Annotated in this window: 16 protein-coding genes and 3 pseudogenes; 8 read left to right on the top strand and 11 right to left on the bottom strand. The window is 59.8% G+C overall.

Annotated features, from left to right (window positions below):
- Nucleotides 1–134: 134 nt before the first annotated feature.
- The 3 genes from SA496_RS11280 to SA496_RS11290 all read right to left on the bottom strand — a co-directional run bounded on the left by SA496_RS11280 (nt 135) and on the right by SA496_RS11290 (nt 4,190).
- On the bottom strand, nt 135–698 hold the full coding sequence (locus SA496_RS11280; RefSeq protein WP_153919808.1) for a GNAT family N-acetyltransferase: 564 nt from the start codon (nt 696–698) through the stop codon (nt 135–137).
- A gap of 225 nt (nt 699–923) precedes the next feature.
- Nucleotides 924–2,180: an OprD family porin gene (locus SA496_RS11285; protein WP_330115421.1), complete on the bottom strand. Its 1,257-nt coding sequence runs from the start codon at nt 2,178–2,180 to the stop codon at nt 924–926.
- 759 nt (nt 2,181–2,939) lie between these two features.
- On the bottom strand, nt 2,940–4,190 hold the full coding sequence (locus SA496_RS11290) for an MFS transporter (protein WP_330115422.1): 1,251 nt from the start codon (nt 4,188–4,190) through the stop codon (nt 2,940–2,942).
- Nucleotides 4,191–4,264: 74 nt separating this feature from the next.
- On the opposite strand from SA496_RS11290, the gene SA496_RS11295 reads away from it, so the two are divergent.
- Nucleotides 4,265–4,963 (top strand): ArsR/SmtB family transcription factor, encoded by a 699-nt coding sequence (locus SA496_RS11295; protein WP_120651141.1) that lies wholly within the window; start codon nt 4,265–4,267, stop codon nt 4,961–4,963.
- A gap of 50 nt (nt 4,964–5,013) precedes the next feature.
- Complete coding sequence (locus tag SA496_RS11300; RefSeq protein ID WP_153919811.1) at nt 5,014–5,688, top strand: nitroreductase; 675 nt, start codon at nt 5,014–5,016, stop codon at nt 5,686–5,688.
- An 84-nt stretch (nt 5,689–5,772) separates the two neighbouring features.
- Here SA496_RS11300 and SA496_RS11305 read toward each other — a convergent pair.
- Nucleotides 5,773–6,099 (bottom strand): annotated as a pseudogene (locus SA496_RS11305) (alkyl sulfatase C-terminal domain-containing protein); the annotation flags it as partial.
- Nucleotides 6,100–6,123: 24 nt separating this feature from the next.
- Between SA496_RS11305 and SA496_RS11310 the strand changes: the two are divergent.
- Both SA496_RS11310 and SA496_RS11315 read left to right on the top strand, forming a co-directional pair.
- A complete protein-coding gene (locus SA496_RS11310; RefSeq protein WP_256660956.1) occupies nt 6,124–6,243 on the top strand; it encodes a BON domain-containing protein in 120 nt (39 codons plus the stop codon).
- Nucleotides 6,244–6,467: 224 nt separating this feature from the next.
- Nucleotides 6,468–6,788 (top strand): BON domain-containing protein, encoded by a 321-nt coding sequence (locus tag SA496_RS11315; RefSeq protein WP_280358130.1) that lies wholly within the window; start codon nt 6,468–6,470, stop codon nt 6,786–6,788.
- A 139-nt stretch (nt 6,789–6,927) separates the two neighbouring features.
- On the opposite strand, the gene SA496_RS11320 is transcribed toward SA496_RS11315, so the two are convergent.
- The gene (locus SA496_RS11320; protein WP_120651137.1) at nt 6,928–7,269 is read right to left on the bottom strand and encodes a hypothetical protein; all 342 of its coding nucleotides are present in this window, start codon (nt 7,267–7,269) and stop codon (nt 6,928–6,930) included.
- Nucleotides 7,270–7,469: 200 nt separating this feature from the next.
- Between SA496_RS11320 and SA496_RS11325 the strand changes: the two genes are divergently transcribed.
- Complete coding sequence (locus SA496_RS11325; protein WP_330115423.1) at nt 7,470–7,616, top strand: lmo0937 family membrane protein; 147 nt, start codon at nt 7,470–7,472, stop codon at nt 7,614–7,616.
- 457 nt (nt 7,617–8,073) lie between these two features.
- Here the strand turns inward: SA496_RS11325 and SA496_RS11330 are convergent, their stop codons facing one another.
- The 6 genes and pseudogenes from SA496_RS11330 to SA496_RS11355 form a co-directional block, all read right to left on the bottom strand.
- Complete coding sequence (locus SA496_RS11330; protein ID WP_330115632.1) at nt 8,074–9,183, bottom strand: transposase; 1,110 nt, start codon at nt 9,181–9,183, stop codon at nt 8,074–8,076.
- A 20-nt stretch (nt 9,184–9,203) separates the two neighbouring features.
- Nucleotides 9,204–9,380: pseudogene (locus tag SA496_RS11335) on the bottom strand (Tn3 family transposase); the annotation flags it as partial.
- Between the two features lie 169 nt (nt 9,381–9,549).
- Nucleotides 9,550–10,638 carry an oxidoreductase gene (locus SA496_RS11340; RefSeq protein WP_330115424.1) on the bottom strand — a complete coding sequence of 363 codons (1,089 nt, stop codon included), beginning with the start codon at nt 10,636–10,638 and terminating at the stop codon, nt 9,550–9,552.
- A 105-nt stretch (nt 10,639–10,743) separates the two neighbouring features.
- On the bottom strand, nt 10,744–11,856 hold the full coding sequence (locus tag SA496_RS11345; RefSeq protein ID WP_330115425.1) for an L-dopachrome tautomerase-related protein: 1,113 nt from the start codon (nt 11,854–11,856) through the stop codon (nt 10,744–10,746).
- Between the two features lie 123 nt (nt 11,857–11,979).
- On the bottom strand, nt 11,980–12,843 hold the full coding sequence (locus tag SA496_RS11350; RefSeq protein WP_330115426.1) for a glycine betaine ABC transporter substrate-binding protein: 864 nt from the start codon (nt 12,841–12,843) through the stop codon (nt 11,980–11,982).
- 45 nt (nt 12,844–12,888) lie between these two features.
- A complete protein-coding gene (locus tag SA496_RS11355; protein WP_330115427.1) occupies nt 12,889–13,740 on the bottom strand; it encodes a VOC family protein in 852 nt (283 codons plus the stop codon).
- Nucleotides 13,741–14,023: 283 nt separating this feature from the next.
- On the opposite strand from SA496_RS11355, the gene SA496_RS11360 reads away from it, so the two are divergent.
- From SA496_RS11360 to SA496_RS11370, 3 genes and pseudogenes are all read left to right on the top strand, one after another.
- Entirely contained in the window at nt 14,024–14,560 is a 537-nt protein-coding gene (locus SA496_RS11360; RefSeq protein ID WP_330115428.1) for a 2,4'-dihydroxyacetophenone dioxygenase family protein, read from the top strand.
- Between the two features lie 87 nt (nt 14,561–14,647).
- A pseudogene (locus SA496_RS11365) lies at nt 14,648–15,553 on the top strand (LysR substrate-binding domain-containing protein).
- A gap of 378 nt (nt 15,554–15,931) precedes the next feature.
- Complete coding sequence (locus SA496_RS11370; RefSeq protein WP_330115429.1) at nt 15,932–17,320, top strand: MFS transporter; 1,389 nt, start codon at nt 15,932–15,934, stop codon at nt 17,318–17,320.
- The last annotated feature ends 8 nt before the right edge of the window (nt 17,321–17,328 follow it).

The following is a 17,328-nucleotide window of genomic DNA, read 5'->3' on the forward strand; positions in this document are numbered from 1 at the left end:
ACATGAAACCTGTCTGGCGCAGAAGCGCATCCAGACACCCGGCGCGTAAACTACCGTGCCTTTTTTGTTTTGACCAGCACCCATTTAGCCGAGCATGAGGCTCGGGGTATCCCGAAAGGCGTGAAGCCCTTCGCTCAAAGCGCCAGGCTATGGATCAGCTGCGCGGCATCCTGCGGGTCGCGTTTGCAGACGAAACCCATTGCACGGGCAAGACGTTGCATCCGGACATTCGTCGCGGCGTCAATTGAATACATTCGCTTGAAACCGTTGTCGCGAGCGGCGTCGATCAGGTGGCGCATCAGGATCTTGTCCAGGCCCAGGTCTTGCCAGCCGTCGGCGATGGTCACCACGCACTCGCATTGGGCTTGGTCGTTGGAAGCGGCATAACGGCTGATTCCGACTTCGATCAGTTTGCCGGCCCGATGCACCAGGGCGACGTAGGCCATCTTGCGTTGGTAATCGACCTCCATCAGGTTATCGAGCAGGTCGCTGCTGGCTTCCCTGATCGCACACAGGAAACGGAAGTGGCGTGTTTCCGGGGAAAGGTCGCGGATGAATTCGGCTTCGCGCTCGCGATCTTCCGGGCGCAACGGGCGGATGAGGACATGGCTGCCGTCCTCCAGCGTCTCGATCCAATGATCCTGGACAAGGTCGCCGGCATGGGCTGCGTGAGAATGCGCGCACGATTGCAGAGACATGGCTACGTACTCCGTATTGAAAACCTGTCTTTTTTCTACGCCGAATCGGCCGTGTGCGATTGATTGAGATCAAGCGAATCGGGATGGTTAAGAAACAATCGACGAGACGCACACTCCGATTCTTCGTAGCGCTTTGCAGGGAGCACGGGAAGTGCGGAGGACGTCTCTGGTTTGGAGCGTTTTCGGGAAGGGGAGTCGCGCCGGCTAACCGGCACGACCGGGGCATCAGAGGATGCTGATGGGGTATTCGATGAATGCGCGGACTTCGTTGAGGTCCGGGCCCACTTGGTTGTCGGCGCGGTAAATCGAGTTGCGCAGCTTGAACGACAGGTCCTTGGCCGGACCGTCCTGCACCACGTACTTGAACTGGTTGAACAGCTCGCGCTCGGTGCCGTCGTTTTCGCCACCGGCAACGATGTCGGTGCCGCGCACGTAAGCGAACTTATAGGTCAGGCCGGGGATGCCATAGCCGCCGAAGTCCAGCTCGTAGCTGACCTGCCAGGACTGCTCGTCTTCCAGGTTGAAGTCCGAGTAGTAGGAGTTGGCCACGTAGATGGTGCTGCCACCGTCGCCGAAGTCGTAGGCATAGCCGGTGTCGCCAGTGTTGCGCTGATGAGCAAGGATGAAAGCATGGGCGCCGATGCTGTACTTGGCTGCGAGGCTCCACAGGGTGTTCTTGTCGTCCTGGCCGTCGCCACCAAAGGCCAGCGCGGCATCGGAGCCGTCGTCGTATTTGGTGCGGTAGATGTTGAAGTCGAAGTTCAGCGCCTGCTGCTCGTTGAACGGGATGTTGTAGTTCACGTTGGCGTAGTACTTCTTGAACTGGTCCTCCACGTCGGAGTGGTAGAGGCTCACGCTCAGGTCGTCGGTGACGGTGTAGCTGCCGCCAAACACGTCGATGCTCTTCAGACGGTTGGGGTCGCGCGCCGGGTCGCCCATGGGGCTGTCGCCGGTGAAGCGGCCGACATTCAGTTCCAGGCCTTCGATCTCCTTGCTGGTGAGCAGGGTACCGGTGAAGGCCTGGGGCAGCAGGCGGCTGTCGTCATAGGCCAGAACCGGCAGGGACGGGAACTGGTTGCCGTACTTGAGCACGGTGTTGGAGAAGCGCAGTTTCACCGCCGCACCGGCTTCGGAGAGGTCGTCCACCGGATGGCCATCGCTGTCGGTGTCGAAGAAGGCGCTGTAGTTGCGGCCGCGACCACTGTCCAGTTTCACGCCGAGCAGACCGTAGGCGTCGACACCGAAGCCGATGGTGCCCTGGGTGAAGCCCGATTCGAAGGTGCCAATGAAGCCTTGGCCCCAGGTCTTGGCGTCGTTGGTGTGGTCCTTGTAGTCCCGGTTGAAGTACGCGTTGCGCAGCAGCAGGGTGGCGCTGGCGTCTTCGGTGAATCCCTTGGATTCGGATTGCTCACTGGCCATGGCGGGAACGGCGAGGGCGGCGGAAACCGCCAGCGCCAGAGCGCTCAGGGGATTGAGTTGCATCACGGGTGCTCCTGATGGTGGTTTTGTTGGTCTTGGGAAAGGCAGGAATTCAAGAAACTACCGATGACCGGGAGCAGCGAGGCCCGCCGGTGCCGATAGGAAAATCCATTGGTTATCGTTGTGATTGCCGGCTTTGCCGACGCGATGCGCGCAGAGAGTTATCACGTCTTGCATCATTCAAAAAACTGTAATCATCAATTTCGAATATTGATGGGATTAATATTTATCAATTTCACCGGTCAGTATCCTGTGCTGGACGGAACATGGAGCTGTCGATTCGCCCCGTGAATCAACAGAGGTTCCATCAACTTACTCTCTGATTCAGCCACCTCTTCGGAGGTGGCTTTTTTTGTTGCATAAATTTAATTACATGAAGTGAATATGAATGACTCCATGCAATTCATGAAGATACCTATGGATTATTGACAATGGCAGGCGCGTGCCGTACTAGACGCCTGCGCGTGAATCGGAAGGCAATTTTATGAGGATGTCAAGTGCAATAATTGCCTGGCCGATTAGCAGTTGAAGGAAGTGAAGCCCATGAATCGATATCAATAGTTTCTATCAACGTATTTGATTTGGGATGGACGGCAAAATGCGTACACTTGCCCCCGATGAAGATTTTGGTCGATGGCACTTTCCGGTCTTCCCTCAGGAATTGCGATCGACTCCTCCACTTCATCAATCCTTTGGTTTTATTTAATGGCCGCCTTATCCAGGCGGCCTTTTTTTATTCACCTGATATTTGAAAGTTGCAGGTCAACAGCATATTGGCCGTGGCGGCCTGGAGGAGTCCTGCATCGAACCAGGTGCCCTGCGGCCCAGCATCAGGAGCAGCATTGCCGCAACCTGCAGCCCGGCGGCTAGGCCGAAGGGCAGCCACCCCAAGGTCAGCGATTTCATCAGGCCGAATAGGGCAGGGGCGAACGCATAACCTCCTTGGGATATGGCCACGATCAGAGAAACTACGCGCAGGGTAAGGTGACGCGGAAATTCGGCCTGGGCAATCAAAGGGGGCAGAGAAGTGGCATTACCGATGCCGGCCCCGAACAGGACGATCCCTATCCAGATGAAGCCCGGCCAGGCATGCATCGCCATCAACAGCAGGCACCCCAGCAACTGACTGCCGTAACTGGCGCAGGCGACGATGCGCCGATCAGCGCTGGCCGACATATGGCGTCCCACCAGAACGCGCCCGGCGATGGCGCTCAAGGTCGCAAGCCCCATGGCGAATCCCGCCTGCGTGTCGCTTAGCAGTGGTGTCAGCAACAGGAACATGTGGGCAATCAGGCCGATCTGCGCAAACAGTCCCAGGGCCATGCTTGAGGCCAGTGTGAGAAAGCGCCGATTGCGCCATAGCAATGGCTCGGCTGCGGTTTGCGCTGACGTCGCTTCGCTCGGATCCACTTTGGCACCGTCCGGATGCTGACCGAGGTGCTCCGGATGTACGCCGTAGACCTTCCACGCAAGGAAACCGACCAGGGTAAGTGTCAGCACGCTCACCACCAGGGCAGCCTGGGGGAAGCCGAGGTGATTGATCAGGAATACCCAGCCGGATGAGAACACGACACCGCCAATGCTGGCGCCGTTGTAGGCCATCGACAGTGCCGAAGGCCTGCCGCTGATGAACCAGGGCGCAATCATGGCGTTGATCGCCGCAGCGCCCATGGTCACCCAACCGAAACCGCTGAGCGTCGCCGCAATGAACAGCTGCCACGGCTCGCGGGCAACAGCCCAGCCACAGACGCCGGCACAGAGCAGGAAACTCCCAAGCAGGCTGATACGCGGGATACCGAAGCGTTTATAGAGGTGGGGGAGGTTGACCACTACGAGGGTGCCAGCGAGGAAGTGCAGGGTGACGGCGGCGGAGCATAGCGGTACCGGCCAACCCGTGCGCTGGGTCACTGCATAGAGGAAAACCGGGGGACCATAAAAGCCTACGCCCCAGCCGAACAGGGCCGTCATGAAGGCCGCTAACACGACTTTTCTGCCAAAAAAGGGTGAGGACATGGCGAGCTCTCTCCATAGGGTTCGAGCCCGATTATGATGACGTCGACAACCGACACTTCGGGGAGCGCCGAATCATGGATGCAGATACCGCCGACAACCATCTCGCCGCGCTGGCCGGCGCCATCGCTGACCCCGCCCGCTCACGGATGCTTTGCAGTCTCCTCGACGGCCATGCGCGGACGGCGACCGAACTGGCCGCTGTCGCCGACATAGGTGCCTCCACTGCCAGCGGCCATTTCACCCGCCTGCTGGAGCAAGGACTGGTCGTGCTTCACGTACAGGGCCGGCACCGCTACTACCAGCTGGCGAGTCGTCAGGTCGCTCAGACGCTGGAGAGTTTACTGTCGCTGGCGGGAGTGCCCGCAGCGGCCTTCCGGCCATCGACGCCGTCCGTGCTGCGTCAGGCGCGTACCTGCTACGACCACTGCGCAGGTGAGGTCGCCGTGCAACTGCACGATGCCTTGCTGGCAGCGAACTGGATCGAAAGCCAAGACAAGGATTACCGCATCACTGACGCCGGCACCCAGGCCCTTGGGCGACTGGGGATTGACCTGGCCGAAGTGCAGCGTCAGCGCAGACGCCTGGCCTATCCGTGCATGGACTGGAGCGAGCGTACGCCGCATGTCGGCGGTGCGCTGGGAGCTGCCTTGCTTGACCTGATGCTCAAGCGCGGCTGGGTTACCCGTCACCTGGACTCCCGCGCCCTGAGCGTAACGCCCAAAGGTGTCTCCAGCCTCTCGAAGAGCTTCGGCATGGCGCTTGCCCGCCGCTGACGCGTCAGCTCCATGAAACGAACACCATTCCATGCAGGAGAAGTACGCCCATGTTGGTTGCCGAGTTGCTGAAGAAACGTATATCTGTCCGCGCCTTCACCGCAGAACCGGTCGACGCGCAAACGATGCTCGACTTGCTCGAGGCCGCACGCTGGTCGCCCTCGGGAGGCAATTTGCAGCCATGGAAAGTCATAGCTGTCAGCGGCGAAGAAAAACTCGCCCTGGAGAAACTTGCCGTGGAAACCCTGCTGAAAAATCCGAAGGGCGAGGCGGGTGACCATCCCATCTACCCGGAAAGACTCAGCGAGCCGTATCGCTCACGACGCTACAAGGTAGGCGAAGACATGTATGCGCTGCTCGGCATCCCCCGCGAAGACAAGGCCGCGCGGCTGCGCAATCTCTCACGCAATTACCAGTTCTTCGGCGCGCCGGTCGGTGTGTTCTTCGTCATTGACCGTTCGATGGGCCATGGCCAGTGGGCGCACCTGGGCATGTTCATGCAGTCACTGGCACTGCTGGCCGAAGAGCGCGGCCTGGCGACCTGCATGCAGGAAGCCTGGGGGATGGTGCGCGAGAGCCTGCATCGGCATTTCGAGCTGCCGGAGAACGAGCTGGTCTATTGCGGCATGGCGCTGGGTCATGCGGACCGCTCGGCGGCGGTGAACGGCTTGCGCTCGGATCGTGCGCCTGTGGAGGAATTCGTGCAGTTGCGGGGCTTCGACTGAATCACGGAGGCGCTTCGAGGTGCTCTGAGTAGTCACGCGGGAGTGGTGCGCTTGTAAGCAAGCGCACTCCTGCTGTGCGTCCCCCTTCAGCTTGATGTCCCCCTGCTTGATTGCGGTGGGGAAATCCAGTTGGCCCATGCTGATCCTGTCCAGCGTGGACTTGGTCAGTTTCACGGTGAGGTTGGTCTGCGGATTCGGTTTGGAGTTGCGGTGGGTCAGCACTCCATTACGCTGGATTAGTCCCTAGGACTGCCCGACGTCCTCGAAAACCCAGTTGAGGACCATGCCGCGTCCCCGGGCCTTGTCGCTGTCCAGGCGAACCGCGAGATAGTCGAAGAACTGGCTTGGCGTCATCGAGCGGCCGAGGTCGGACTTAGTCGAGCCGCCGACAATGCCTGCAGTCAGGCGCACAAGAGTATCGCCGGGCGTCTGGCGATGGGCATCGTTACCCTGAGCGGCATCGTCGACAATGGTGCTGAACGTGACCTGGCGATCGAACTGGCGCAGAACGTGCGAGGCGTGAAGAGCTTCCAGTCCACCGACCTTTGCTATTGATGACCGGTCGCCAGCCTGCCCCCCAGGGAAGTGGCTCGCTGACGGCTCTCGCCGGCAGGTGGCGCCTGCCGGTGGTCCTTTCAATTGCCGACTCCTCAGGGTGCGTTCGCTCCGGTTGCGATGGCACCCCCGCTGCTCAGTGCGAAGTCGCACAGACCCGCGCACCCCCCGATATCAAGCTGGCGATACGCACCCTCGCGCAGAGCCGCCTCAAGGAAATCACCATGGACCTGAAAACACTGTTGATCGCGGCAACGGTCGCCGCTGGTCTCCCCTTCATTGGAGGATGCGCGCTTCCCGAACACGAGCAGAGCAGCAGCGAAGTCCTCTCCGACATTGCCCTCACCACTAGGGTAAAATCCGCGTTGTTGATGGAAAACGACGTGAACTCGTTCGACATCAAGGTCAAGACGTTCAACGGCACCGTGCAATTGACGGGCTTCGTCGACTCCCAGTGGCAGATCGACAAAGCGGTGCAGGTCGCCGCGGCCGTAGATGGTGTCCGCCAGGTGAAGAACGACCTGCAGCACAAGGCTGCTCAGTAAGTGCCGAATGAAAAAAAGGCCCTTCCATCGAAGGGCCTTTTGCCGGCAAGTTCCGTGGAGCTCACAAGCCGTTGGCTCCCGCAGGCCTGGCAGGCTGGTAGTAGGCGGCGCGGATGAATGAAGCGCTCGGGGTTCGCGACTAGGTCATCTGGGCGATCAGGACGGAGTTGGTATAGATCAGGCTGCCGTCGCTGGCCCGATGGCCGACCAGATGGAAGTGGCCGCGGTTGCTGTCCGAGTCCAGATAGACGCGCAGCTGGCAATCGGAAAGCGGACTGTATTCCTGCGGCATGCTGAGGTCCAGGGTCGCCATATCGACATCGACCATGACTTCGGACAGATGGCTCTTCTGCAGATATTCCTCGGCCTGTTCCAGGCGTAGATGGTCGTTTCCAGTCAAGTAGAACTGGATGTCCTCCACCGGGGTGGACGGCTGTCCAGTGCTAGTCTTGCACCAGCCTTCGATGGTCAAGGTACTCATGGCTCTGCCCCCTTGGGCTGATACCCGGCCGGGATTGGCAGGGAAGAGTAGGGTGGCAGCCATCACCCGAAGGGTCGGTGCGCTGGCCAACTTAGCCATCGCGACAGCATACGTACGTCGACGCACAGACCACCCGGGGTCAGTGCCGCCAGACTGGACCTTGTCGCTACGGCTACCCGGTAGCCCATGGAGGTGCGTTCATGGTCGGTGCATTTGTGATTTTACTGATAGCCCTGTGGGCGCTAGGGCTGATCACTTCCTACACGCTGGGAGGTTTCATCCACATCCTGTTGCTTGTGGCGCTGGCTGGCCTGGTGTTCCTGATGCGACAAGGCCGGCGATTCTGACGAGGCGTCCGCCACCGCCAGGGGCCTAGACATACCTGAGGCCGGCACATCAGCACCAGCAGTTCGCCATGGCAATTGAACTCATTCTTTAGCAACTGCCCAGGGATAGGATGTTGGTGAGCTTCGTGTCAGAAAAGTGAAAGCGTGCTGTCAGGCGAGGCGCAAGAGATCCTGAACGCCAGGATTCCTGTTGGAACCCAGCTGCGCTCGTTCAAAACTGTCCTCACCGAAAAGCCAGCAACGCTCAGCAAGGAGTGCCACAACGTGGCTAAGTTCGCCCAACGCCGGATAATGTTAAAGGATGCTGCAATTTATTGAATTTTCGGGGTTTTTCTATCGTTGCCGGCAAGCCTCCCTGACCAAAGCGATCCGCAGGACCATATGTGCTGATCCAACGCGGCTGCCATCCGCAGAACTCGTTCCTCATCTGCCCCGCTCTACCTTGGCTGAGGCGGCTTCACGCTAGCGGCTCCGCCTGAAGTTCCCGGCGCGCCTGGTTCCAGAATTCCGGATCGGCATAGCGGGCGGCCAAGGCGTCAATGTCGACCGGATCGCCCAGATCATTGAACTCGATACTGCCAAATAGATTGACGTGCTGCCAGGCCACCGGCGAGGTGCCCCGCAGGATCTCGATCGCGGTCTCTTCGTGGAGCGCCTGTTTTTGGTCATAGATCTTCGACAACAACACTGTGTTGTAGAAGATGATTGCATTGGCGATCAGGCGCGAGCACTCGTTCCACAGCTGCTGCTCGGCCTCGCTCTGGACGCGCAGCTTGCCGCTGTTGACGTAGGCCACCGCCTTGCGGAACCGGTGATAAGCCTCACCACGATTCAGCACCTTCTGTACCGCCTGCCGCAGGTCTACGTCATCGATGAAGTCGAGGATGTACAAGGTGCGGCAGATGTTGTCGAGCTCCCACAGCGCCTTCTTCGTCTGGTTCTGGCGCGCATAGCTGCTGAGCTTGCGCACGATGGTGGCCTGCGTCACGTCCTTCTGCGCCAGCGACGCCATGATGCGCAGGATGTTGGGCCATTCCTGCACGATCAGGTCGTCGTAGACCTTGCGCGAGGGCTGGATCAAGCCCTCGGCGTAGCGGCTCGGGTGGCCGAAGGCAACCAGTGTCTGCGTCTTCTTGTGCAGGTCGCGGTAGCGCGGTGCGAAACCGTATCCGAAGGCCCGCAGGATCCAGAAGTTGACCTGATTCGTGCCGTGGGTGTCGGTCGAGTGGCGCTCCGGCTTGATGTCGGAGGTGTTGTTGTACAGCAGGTCGAACACGTAGTGGCTCTCGTGCTCGTGCGTGCCGATGATGCGGGCGTTGATCGGCACGTGGTTGGCCACCAGGGTGCAGGCGCTGACGCCCTTGCGCAGACCGAAATACTTGGGTGAGTGCCGGGCATTGAACGTGTCGATCTGGGTCTCGATGCGCTGCCCGTCGCTGCTGGAATGGAGTTCGTCGCGGATGTCGAACAGGTGAAACGCCGACAACTGCGCGGTGGCGTTGCTGATCGCGTCGTTGGCAGCGCGCAGTGTCTCTGGGCGCAGGTAGTTGCGGGCGCAACCGTGCAGGGAGCGAAACTCAGGCCCGACACCTCCGCCATCTTACCCAGGCCCATGTTGGTCCCCAGCGCCACCACGCAAGCGAGAATCTCGCGGTGGTCGGGCGGATGTTTGACGTAGCGGTCGAGGACGTGGGTGAACGCCCCGAGAAACTGCGTTCGGCGGGCGACGAACCACAGCAGTTGGGCGATGCCGATACCGGGCAACTGGCTGTAGAACGGGCTGTTAGTCGGCTCCTCCGCGCTCGGGTAGATCAGCTTCCAGCGCTTTTTGTCGGCCCGTCCGGTGACCTGGATGTGCCGGTTGGCGTACTCCTGGATGTGTCATTTTCAATGAGTTACTGCGTAATTTAACATTATCGGGCGTTGGGCAAAATTAGCCAGAAAGGCCAGGCCGTCCGTGTGTGTATTGGACCGGCATCCTGACCCGGCCACCCAATGAGTGAGCTGCCAGCCAAGGCCAACGGGGGGAGTTCAGGAGCGTGCGCGTCATGGCGATAAGGTCCGCTGTGCCCTCGGAAACGAGCGCCTCGACCTGTTGGTAACCGGTAAGGGCGCTGGTCATCGCCACGGGAACTGCCACTGCCGTCTTCAATGCTCGAGCAAGCGACTCCAGGTTTTCGCGCACTACCGGAGCAGAGTCACGGGGCTTGATTCCATCTGAGGACACCTGAATGGCACTGCAGCCTCTGGCCTCCAGTTCCTTGGCGAGGATCAGGGCTTGCTCAAGCGTCCAACCGACATCACTACCCTCCGACACGCAAAGGTGCGCGGAAATAGGGCGACTGGCTGGAAAGGCATCGCGCACCTGGTCGAAGACCTCGAGGGGGAATCGCATCCGACCGAGCAGCGATCCGCCGTACACATCGGCACGCTGGTTAGTGAGCGGAGAAAGAAACTGATGAAGCAGAAATCCCTGGGCAATGTTGATCTGGACTGCGTCGATACCTGCGAGCGAGGCACGCAAGGCGGCTTTGGCGAACCCTTCGCGTATCCGTCGCAGGTCGAAGCGATCCAGTGCCTGGGGGGCAACCTGGCCTGATCGGTAGGGCACCGCGGAAGGTGCCTTGGCCTGCCAGCCCCAGGCCTGACCAGAAACGAGCTGGGTACCGCCTCGCCATGGGACGTCTACCGATGCCTTGCGACCGGCATGACTGAGTTCAATAGCGATGGGGATGTCTGACCAGCGCCGGATACTCTCCAGCGTCAAGGCGATCGCTGCCTGGGTCCTGTCATTCCAGAGACCGACGTCGGCGTGACTGATGCGCCCTTCAGGCGTTACGGCTGTCGTCTCGATGGTCAACAAGGCCGCTCCTGACAACGCAAGATGACCAAGATGAATCAGATGCCAATCGCTCATGCACCCGTCCTCCGCGGAGTACTGGCACATGGGGCCGACCACTATGCGATTGGCCAGCTGCAGACGTCCGAGAGGCAGCGGCTCGAAAAGCCTGGAACACGGCACGACGCTTCCTCCTCACACTCGAACGCATGACGGAACCCCCATGGGCACCGGTGCGAGAAACTGTCGCCCTATTTGACAGGGCGGCAGTGCGCCGTCAGGTCAGCTTCAGCGTCCCGGCTGGCCTTTGGTACCGGTCCAGATCCTAACGATCAGATAGGGTGGCACGCCGGTGTCCCCGGCCCCCGTGAAGATGGGATTTCGATGCAGTTGGTTGATTGCCACGTAGAGCCAGGAGTCGGGTCCGAAGTGGGCATTGTCAGCCCATAGAAAGCGCTCATCCCGCACTAGCGGTTTCAGCTCGCCCTTGGCGGTCAGGACGTCAACCCCATTGTCCGGCAGGTTGGTGATGAAGTGATTGCCTTCGGCATCCGTCGCGGCGCCATCGGAAATGGGCTTGGCACCTACACGCGTGATGGCCGAGGCAATCTGCGCATCCGCAGCACCTTCGCGGAACAGGCGGGCGGGCACGGCGTACCAGCTGGTGCCGTTCATCGCACCAAAGTAAAGCGTCTCGCCATCGGCCGACAGCGTGATGGGGTTGATTCCGACCCGCGCCGGCGCCATGCGACCGCCTTCACCCGGGAAGAGCAGTGGCTTGCCTTCCACGACCAGTTCGACGTCTTCGGCCGCCAGGGACGGATGTCCGCGGAAGCGGCGAGCGGTGCCTTTCTTCGTATCGACAACCACGATGGCCGGGTCCAGGCCGCAGTCCGCGACGTAGACGAAGCCCCGCTCACCATCCACCGCCAGGTCCTGGAGGATCTGCCCTGCCGGTGCCACCCAGACATTGAAGTCGTGGCGGTAGGCGAGTTCACGCGTGTTGATATCGAATGCCAGGAGTTTCGGCGGCTGCGGCTTGTCCATCCAGTTACCGTGGTCGATCACCCACAAGCGGTCCTGGCCATCGATCACCACCCCGTGGGGGGTGTTCAGAACGTCCTGCCCGCTGCCTGGCTTGGCATTCCAGGCGTCATTCGGGAACGGCGCATAGGCCTTGTTGCCGGTGATTTCCACCAGCTGCACGGGGCCCCGACGCATGCCATGGACACTGGCGAACACCCGCCCATCCTTGGAAGCGGTGACATTGCCGGGGGTGATTTCGAGTTCGGCCACCAGTTCCACCTTACCCACCTCAGGTTGTGCGGCGTTGGCAGTGAGGGTGAAGGCGGAGGCCGCCAGTAGGGTGGCAAGCAAGGGGGAGTAGAGCGGTTTCATCATGATGTCTCCTGTTGAACCGGCACCTCGCATCGTTTAACGCGTGCGGAACAAGGTCCGGGGCGGTTTTCATGAGTCGCGCCCACGCCGTGCCCGGTGGGGGGCAGGTGGGCGATGGGGGTTCGGCTACTCCCGGAACCAGGCGGCGACCACGTCTCGATTGGCCGCCATCCAGTCACGAGCGACCTGCTCGGCGGGTCTCCCTTCCACCATCATCTGGCGTTCGAGTTCGGTAGCCACCGGAATGCCCAGGCGCACACGTTTCAAGACCATCCGCGTGCGCTCGGGGAGTTGCTGCCAGACCTCCTTGCGCACCACGACCACCGCGCGATCGACACCGAAGATCCCACGCGGGTCGTCGAGTATTCGCACGGGGTAGAGCGCGTTCAGGTACTGCGGTTGCCATAGGGGCATCACCATCCAGCGGCCGCTTTCAGATGCATCGGCCAACCGAAGGGACCACTCCAGGGCGGGCGCAACCTTGAGGCTGTAGCCAGCAGCCTGCAGGCCGTAGCGCTGCATGATCCGCTCGGACCCGTTCATCAGGCCCGACCCTGGTCCGACGCCGACGATGACCCGGTCCATGCGTTCGAGCACGTCGGGTTTCTTCAGATCGTCGATGGATCGCACGGCCTCCTGCGGAACGTGGTCCGGTACCGCCCAGTACAGGCGAGCGTCTTCGTAGAGGGTCGAGGCCTCCACCAACTGGTCCGCCAGGGGGGCCTGAAGATGGCCGTGGGCATTGGGCAGCCAGGATGCGATGAGCAGATCGGCCTCGCCACGTCCCAGTCGACCGTAGATGTCGGGATGGTTGCCTTCCACCACCTGCACCGGGTGTCCGAGCTGGCCCAGAACTTCTTTCACGACGGCAGCGCTGGCGGTGTAGAAGCTCAGATTGATCTGGCCTACCACCAACGCCTGAGGCTCGGCCCGGCTCGGTTGAGCGAAGGCGAGCGAGAGCAGCAGCAGTGTTGTTGCGAATGTCTTCATGGTGCTATCCGCGTCGTCGCAAAGGCGTGTACAGGGGAGGGCGGGTTACCCGCCGAGCTGCTTGCGACGGGATTCATAGGCCCCGTCGAAGGTCTGCTTGGCATTTCCCTGAACCTGGACGAACTCCAGTTGTTCGCCCTCGGGTCCCTTGCAGTAGATCAGGGACCAGCCCGAGGAGGGGCCCTCGGTGATCCTGTTGGTGTTGCTGTCGATGGCCGCCTCGAGCCGCTGCTGTTCCGTGGTTGCCCTGACGATCCGGTTGGCCTTGACCTGGGTCATGCCGCGCCGGGCGGACTCCGCTTCAAGGTCGCGGACGAACTGATTGAAGTCGACATCGTCGCGGATGTAGAAGCACACGTGCATGGAGCGGGGGAAGGCCGGGCTGGTCAGTTCCCGCGCCGGGGCGAAGCTGTCACCCTGGCCGGCCGGCTCTTCCTTGTCCCGGTACTGGAGGAGCTCGATCACCACGTTGTCGAACTGGATGAACCTGACGTCCAGGCGCTGGGCGCCGCCGCGAAGGTCGGGAATGCCGAGCGTGCGTGGGTTGACTCCATCCGCTATCGCTTGCACCTCCTCCGTGAGCAGGAGGGTGTTCTGGATGCGATCCCCGAAGAAGTCACCGTCCCGCATGATCTCAGTTCCACCGAGAACCTCGGTGTAGAACTCGTACGCGCGGTCCATGTTCTGCACCGTAATGCCGAAGTGCTGAACACCGCGAAGACGGGAGCCCAGGCTTGTTGTACCTGCGGCGCTGGCGGCCTCGGTCCGGGATGCCAGGGTCAACCCAAGAGAAGAGCCCAGGACGCCTCCGAGAGTGACGATTCCCGTGGCCCGCAGCAGATCACGGCGCTGGGGATCATCAGGTTCGCTTGCACGCTCACATTCACGAGTTTTCATGGCGGCTCCCAGGGTTCGGCGATGCGCTTTGGGCAGGCCTCCATCCTAGGACTGTCGTCCGAAGGAGGGGTGTTAGGCGTTGTTAATCTTTGTGAAGCCGTCTTCCGGAACATCTGCAGCGATGGGCCATGCAGAACACATGTCGCCCCTATGACCAGGCGTCACAGCTGGTATGATTTTGCAGCTATTTTCATCGAAAGTTCGCCCCCATAACCTTTCAGCCAGCCGAAGTCAGGGCGCAGTTATCGCGCTCTGAAACCTTGAAATAGCTGAGAGGTCAACGATGAATAATCCCGCCAAGCCTGACGAGTTAGCGATTCCCTACCAGTTGCCGCAAGTTCCGTTCATGACGCCAGATATGGTTCACCCGGGTGTCATGTCCAATTGGCTTGAAGATGATGAGCTTTGGGTTCCGGTCACCAAGACCGTTTCATTCAAGCCGCTTCTGCTCAATACCAGTGGCGGGTATTACATCAACCTTCTGCGTGTGCGGCAGGCCGGTGTACTGTCCCGTCACCGCCACACGGGGGGCGTCCATGCGATCGTGCTCAGGGGGCGCTGGTATTACCTGGAACATGACTGGATAGCCGAAGAGGGCTCTTTTGCCTATGAGCCCCCAGGTGAAACACATACCCTTTACGTGCCTGAAGACGTGGAGGAAATGATCACCTGGTTCCACGTGCAGGGTGGCTATACTTACGTCGATCCTCAGGGCGTTGCAGTAGGCTACGAAGATGTTTTCACCAAGCTTGAAAACGCCCGTGCTCATTACAAGATGCTGGGTCTGCCAGGCGATTATGTTGAGCAATTCATCCGGTAATCCGGACGGTAAAAAGACGCGCTACGGCGCGTTTTTTTATGGTCGTTGAGGGTGCGTGACATCGTTCAGCTAACGTCGGGACTGGAAATGGACAATTACTCACAGCTACTTGCCTTTATCTGGGCCAACGAGTGTGGAAGTTTCTCGGCCGCTGCCCGGGTCCATAACCTTACGCCTTCGGCCATAAGCAAGTTGATCACGCGACTGGAGAACAGGCTGCAGGTTCGGCTCTTCCAGCGGGGTTCACGGGTTCTCACCCTGACCGAGGAGGGGGCGGTTTACCTCCACAGTGCCAAGGCCGTCGTTGATGCCATGAATGAGGCTGACTCCCTGGCTGAAGCACTCCCCTCGAGGGTCAGTGGAACGCTCCGAATTCACACCATGACCACTTTTGCCAAGCACCAGATTGTGCCTTGGCTTCCTGAGTTCTAGGATCTGTATCCGTCCCTGGATGTTGAAATCCAGCTAGGGGCGCAGTTTGTGGACCATTTTGAACAGGGGCTCGATATCGCGATCCACAGCGGCGTACTGCCCAGTTCTTCGCGCATTGCCAAGCGAGTCGGGGAGTGTGAGTGGCTTATTTGTGCCTCGCCCGAGTACCTCGCCGGGCAGGGTTCTCCCGCTGTTCCGTCTGACCTGCTGAACCACCGGTGCTTCAACTTCAGCTTTGTAAGCCCATGGAACAAATGGTCATTCGTTCAGGAAGGAGAGGGGGTTTCGGTGCCCGTAACACCCAGCGCATCCTTCACTCAAGGTGATCTTCTGCGAGACATGGCCTTGGCGGGCGCGGGTGTCGTCAAACTCGCCGATTTCCATATAGGGGCCGATGTAAAAGCGGGAACGCTGGTGCCTCTGCTGGAGACGTACAAGTCGGGGATCATTGAACCGATTTACCTGTTGTATTCAGACAGAAAGCACCTCAGTCCGCGTATTCGGGTCTTCATCGAGTTTTTCCAGGAGAAATGGGATAAGAATCCCTGGAAGGTGACCTGAGTAGGCAGGGAGCGATGCAAGTGATACTGGGCGTGTCGGAACGGCGAGCGCCAATCCAGCAATAGCCTGTTCAGTGCCTTTCAGTCCAGCGGCCGCAAGCCGGCTCATCCAGAAACCCGGGCTCTATCCGGGTTTCTGCGTTTCTGCAGAGTGTATCCGTCAACGACTACCCGCGATCCAGCCGTGCCATCGACCTGTGCCAAATATTCAAAGCTGCTGTGATGCTCTAGCTATATCCAGCAAGTCTCGCCGGGTTTTTAATCTTCCAACGGTGGCTTCCAGTGATATGGAGTTACCTGCAAACCCGACATTGCAAGTGCGCTGCGCTGGTTATACGTCGGAGAACAATAAAAATAAAACTTAGCGGGAGATAATCCTATGGGACTCGCTCAAGATAAAGTTGCTGTTGCTTCATCATTCACACGAGTTCCCAAAGGAGCTGGAGCCGCCTCGTGGGGAGCCATGGCGTTGCTATGGCTGATCTACGCCATGGATGCGAACTCGCGGCAGATGTTCTTCATGGTGTTGCCCTCTATTACAAGCGAGTTCAAAACCAGCGCGGAAATGGCGGGTTTTCTTGCGGCGTTGATTACTATTGCCACGTCGTTGATCGCAGTGCCTTGCATGATCTGGGCTGACAAGGGCGGGCAGGGTTGGATGCGCAAGTATCGCCATCTGCCCATCGTGATTGCCTATACGCTGTTTACCTTTCTAACGGGCTTGAACTTCCTGACCGCATCGCTGGGCGTGCTCGTGGCCTTGCAGGTGATTTCCCACGCCTTTGGTGGTGCCGGTGAGGCGATTGAAGTCACCTCCTTGTCCGAATGGTGGTCACGGGAACGACGCGGATTTGCATTGGGCCTGCACCACACGGGTTATCCCTGGGGTACGTTGATCGGCGGCCTGGCCATCAGTGCCTTGCTGAACGCTTACGGCCCCGAGAACTGGCGCCTGGCCTTCCTGCTGTTTCCAGTTCCGATGATCATCATATTTTCCGTCTATTGGTGGTTTTGCACCCGGAAACGCTATGAGTCGTTCGTCGATCATGTGCGTGACGTAGGGGAAACGGTTCCGGCGTTGAGCGCTGCCCAAGGCGCCGTGGTGGCACCCGAGGGCGCTTTTCGGTCTGCGGTGCGGAATCCGAACATCAGCATCATTGCACTCGTCTCGATGCTGGCCATCGTCGGATATTTCGGCATCAGTTTCTGGTTGCCCCAGTACCTGGCATTCGTGGCCAATTACAACTTCGCCGAGGCCGCGGCGTACTCCGTTCTGTTCACCATCACCGGCGGTATCGGGCAGATAGCCTGGGGTTGGATATCTGATCGCGTGGGCCGCAAGCTTTGCCTGATGATCGTGTTCGCCTGGCTGGCTCTCGGCATGTATCTCTTCCAGTTCACGTCATTGAGTCTGGCTTGGCTCATCGGCGTCCAGTTGTTCGCCGGGTGTGCGATGAACGCCCCCTACACGCTGTTGTATGCAATGGCCTTTGACTCGGCCAAACCCGGAACGTCCGGAATTGCAGGCTCCATTGTCAATGTGGGTATCTACGCCGGTGGCTTCGGTCCTTTCGTGATTGGCCTGTTCATTGGCGCAGGCGGCGGTTTTGAACAAGTGGCGGGTTACAACTACGCCCTGTACTTCATTTCCGGGCTGATGATAGTCGCTGCATGTGTAACGGCGTTCTTCACTCGCGAAACCACGGGTTGGTTCTTCAAGCACGATAAGGCTCTGGTATCCAAAGCGTCGTGCAACATGGCCAGCTAAAGTTAGCT

Source organism: Pseudomonas sp. JS3066 (assembly GCF_036328175.1).
Classification (GTDB): domain Bacteria; phylum Pseudomonadota; class Gammaproteobacteria; order Pseudomonadales; family Pseudomonadaceae; genus Metapseudomonas.

Bases quoted from the DNA above. Each gene is read 5' to 3' on its own strand.
- SA496_RS11325 (WP_330115423.1), top strand. From the start codon at position 7,470: ATGGTCGGTGCATTTGTGATTTTACTGATAGCCCTGTGGGCGCTAGGG.
- SA496_RS11320 (WP_120651137.1), bottom strand. From the start codon at position 7,269: ATGAGTACCTTGACCATCGAAGGCTGGTGCAAGACTAGCACTGGACAG.
- SA496_RS11345 (WP_330115425.1), bottom strand. From the start codon at position 11,856: ATGATGAAACCGCTCTACTCCCCCTTGCTTGCCACCCTACTGGCGGCC.
- SA496_RS11315 (WP_280358130.1), top strand. From the start codon at position 6,468: ATGGACCTGAAAACACTGTTGATCGCGGCAACGGTCGCCGCTGGTCTC.
- SA496_RS11355 (WP_330115427.1), bottom strand. From the start codon at position 13,740: ATGAAAACTCGTGAATGTGAGCGTGCAAGCGAACCTGATGATCCCCAG.
- SA496_RS11280 (WP_153919808.1), bottom strand. From the start codon at position 698: ATGTCTCTGCAATCGTGCGCGCATTCTCACGCAGCCCATGCCGGCGAC.
- SA496_RS11290 (WP_330115422.1), bottom strand. From the start codon at position 4,190: ATGTCCTCACCCTTTTTTGGCAGAAAAGTCGTGTTAGCGGCCTTCATG.
- SA496_RS11300 (WP_153919811.1), top strand. From the start codon at position 5,014: ATGTTGGTTGCCGAGTTGCTGAAGAAACGTATATCTGTCCGCGCCTTC.
- SA496_RS11285 (WP_330115421.1), bottom strand. From the start codon at position 2,180: ATGCAACTCAATCCCCTGAGCGCTCTGGCGCTGGCGGTTTCCGCCGCC.
- SA496_RS11295 (WP_120651141.1), top strand. From the start codon at position 4,265: ATGGATGCAGATACCGCCGACAACCATCTCGCCGCGCTGGCCGGCGCC.
- SA496_RS11310 (WP_256660956.1), top strand. From the start codon at position 6,124: ATGGGCATCGTTACCCTGAGCGGCATCGTCGACAATGGTGCTGAACGT.
- SA496_RS11370 (WP_330115429.1), top strand. From the start codon at position 15,932: ATGGGACTCGCTCAAGATAAAGTTGCTGTTGCTTCATCATTCACACGA.
- SA496_RS11360 (WP_330115428.1), top strand. From the start codon at position 14,024: ATGAATAATCCCGCCAAGCCTGACGAGTTAGCGATTCCCTACCAGTTG.
- SA496_RS11350 (WP_330115426.1), bottom strand. From the start codon at position 12,843: ATGAAGACATTCGCAACAACACTGCTGCTGCTCTCGCTCGCCTTCGCT.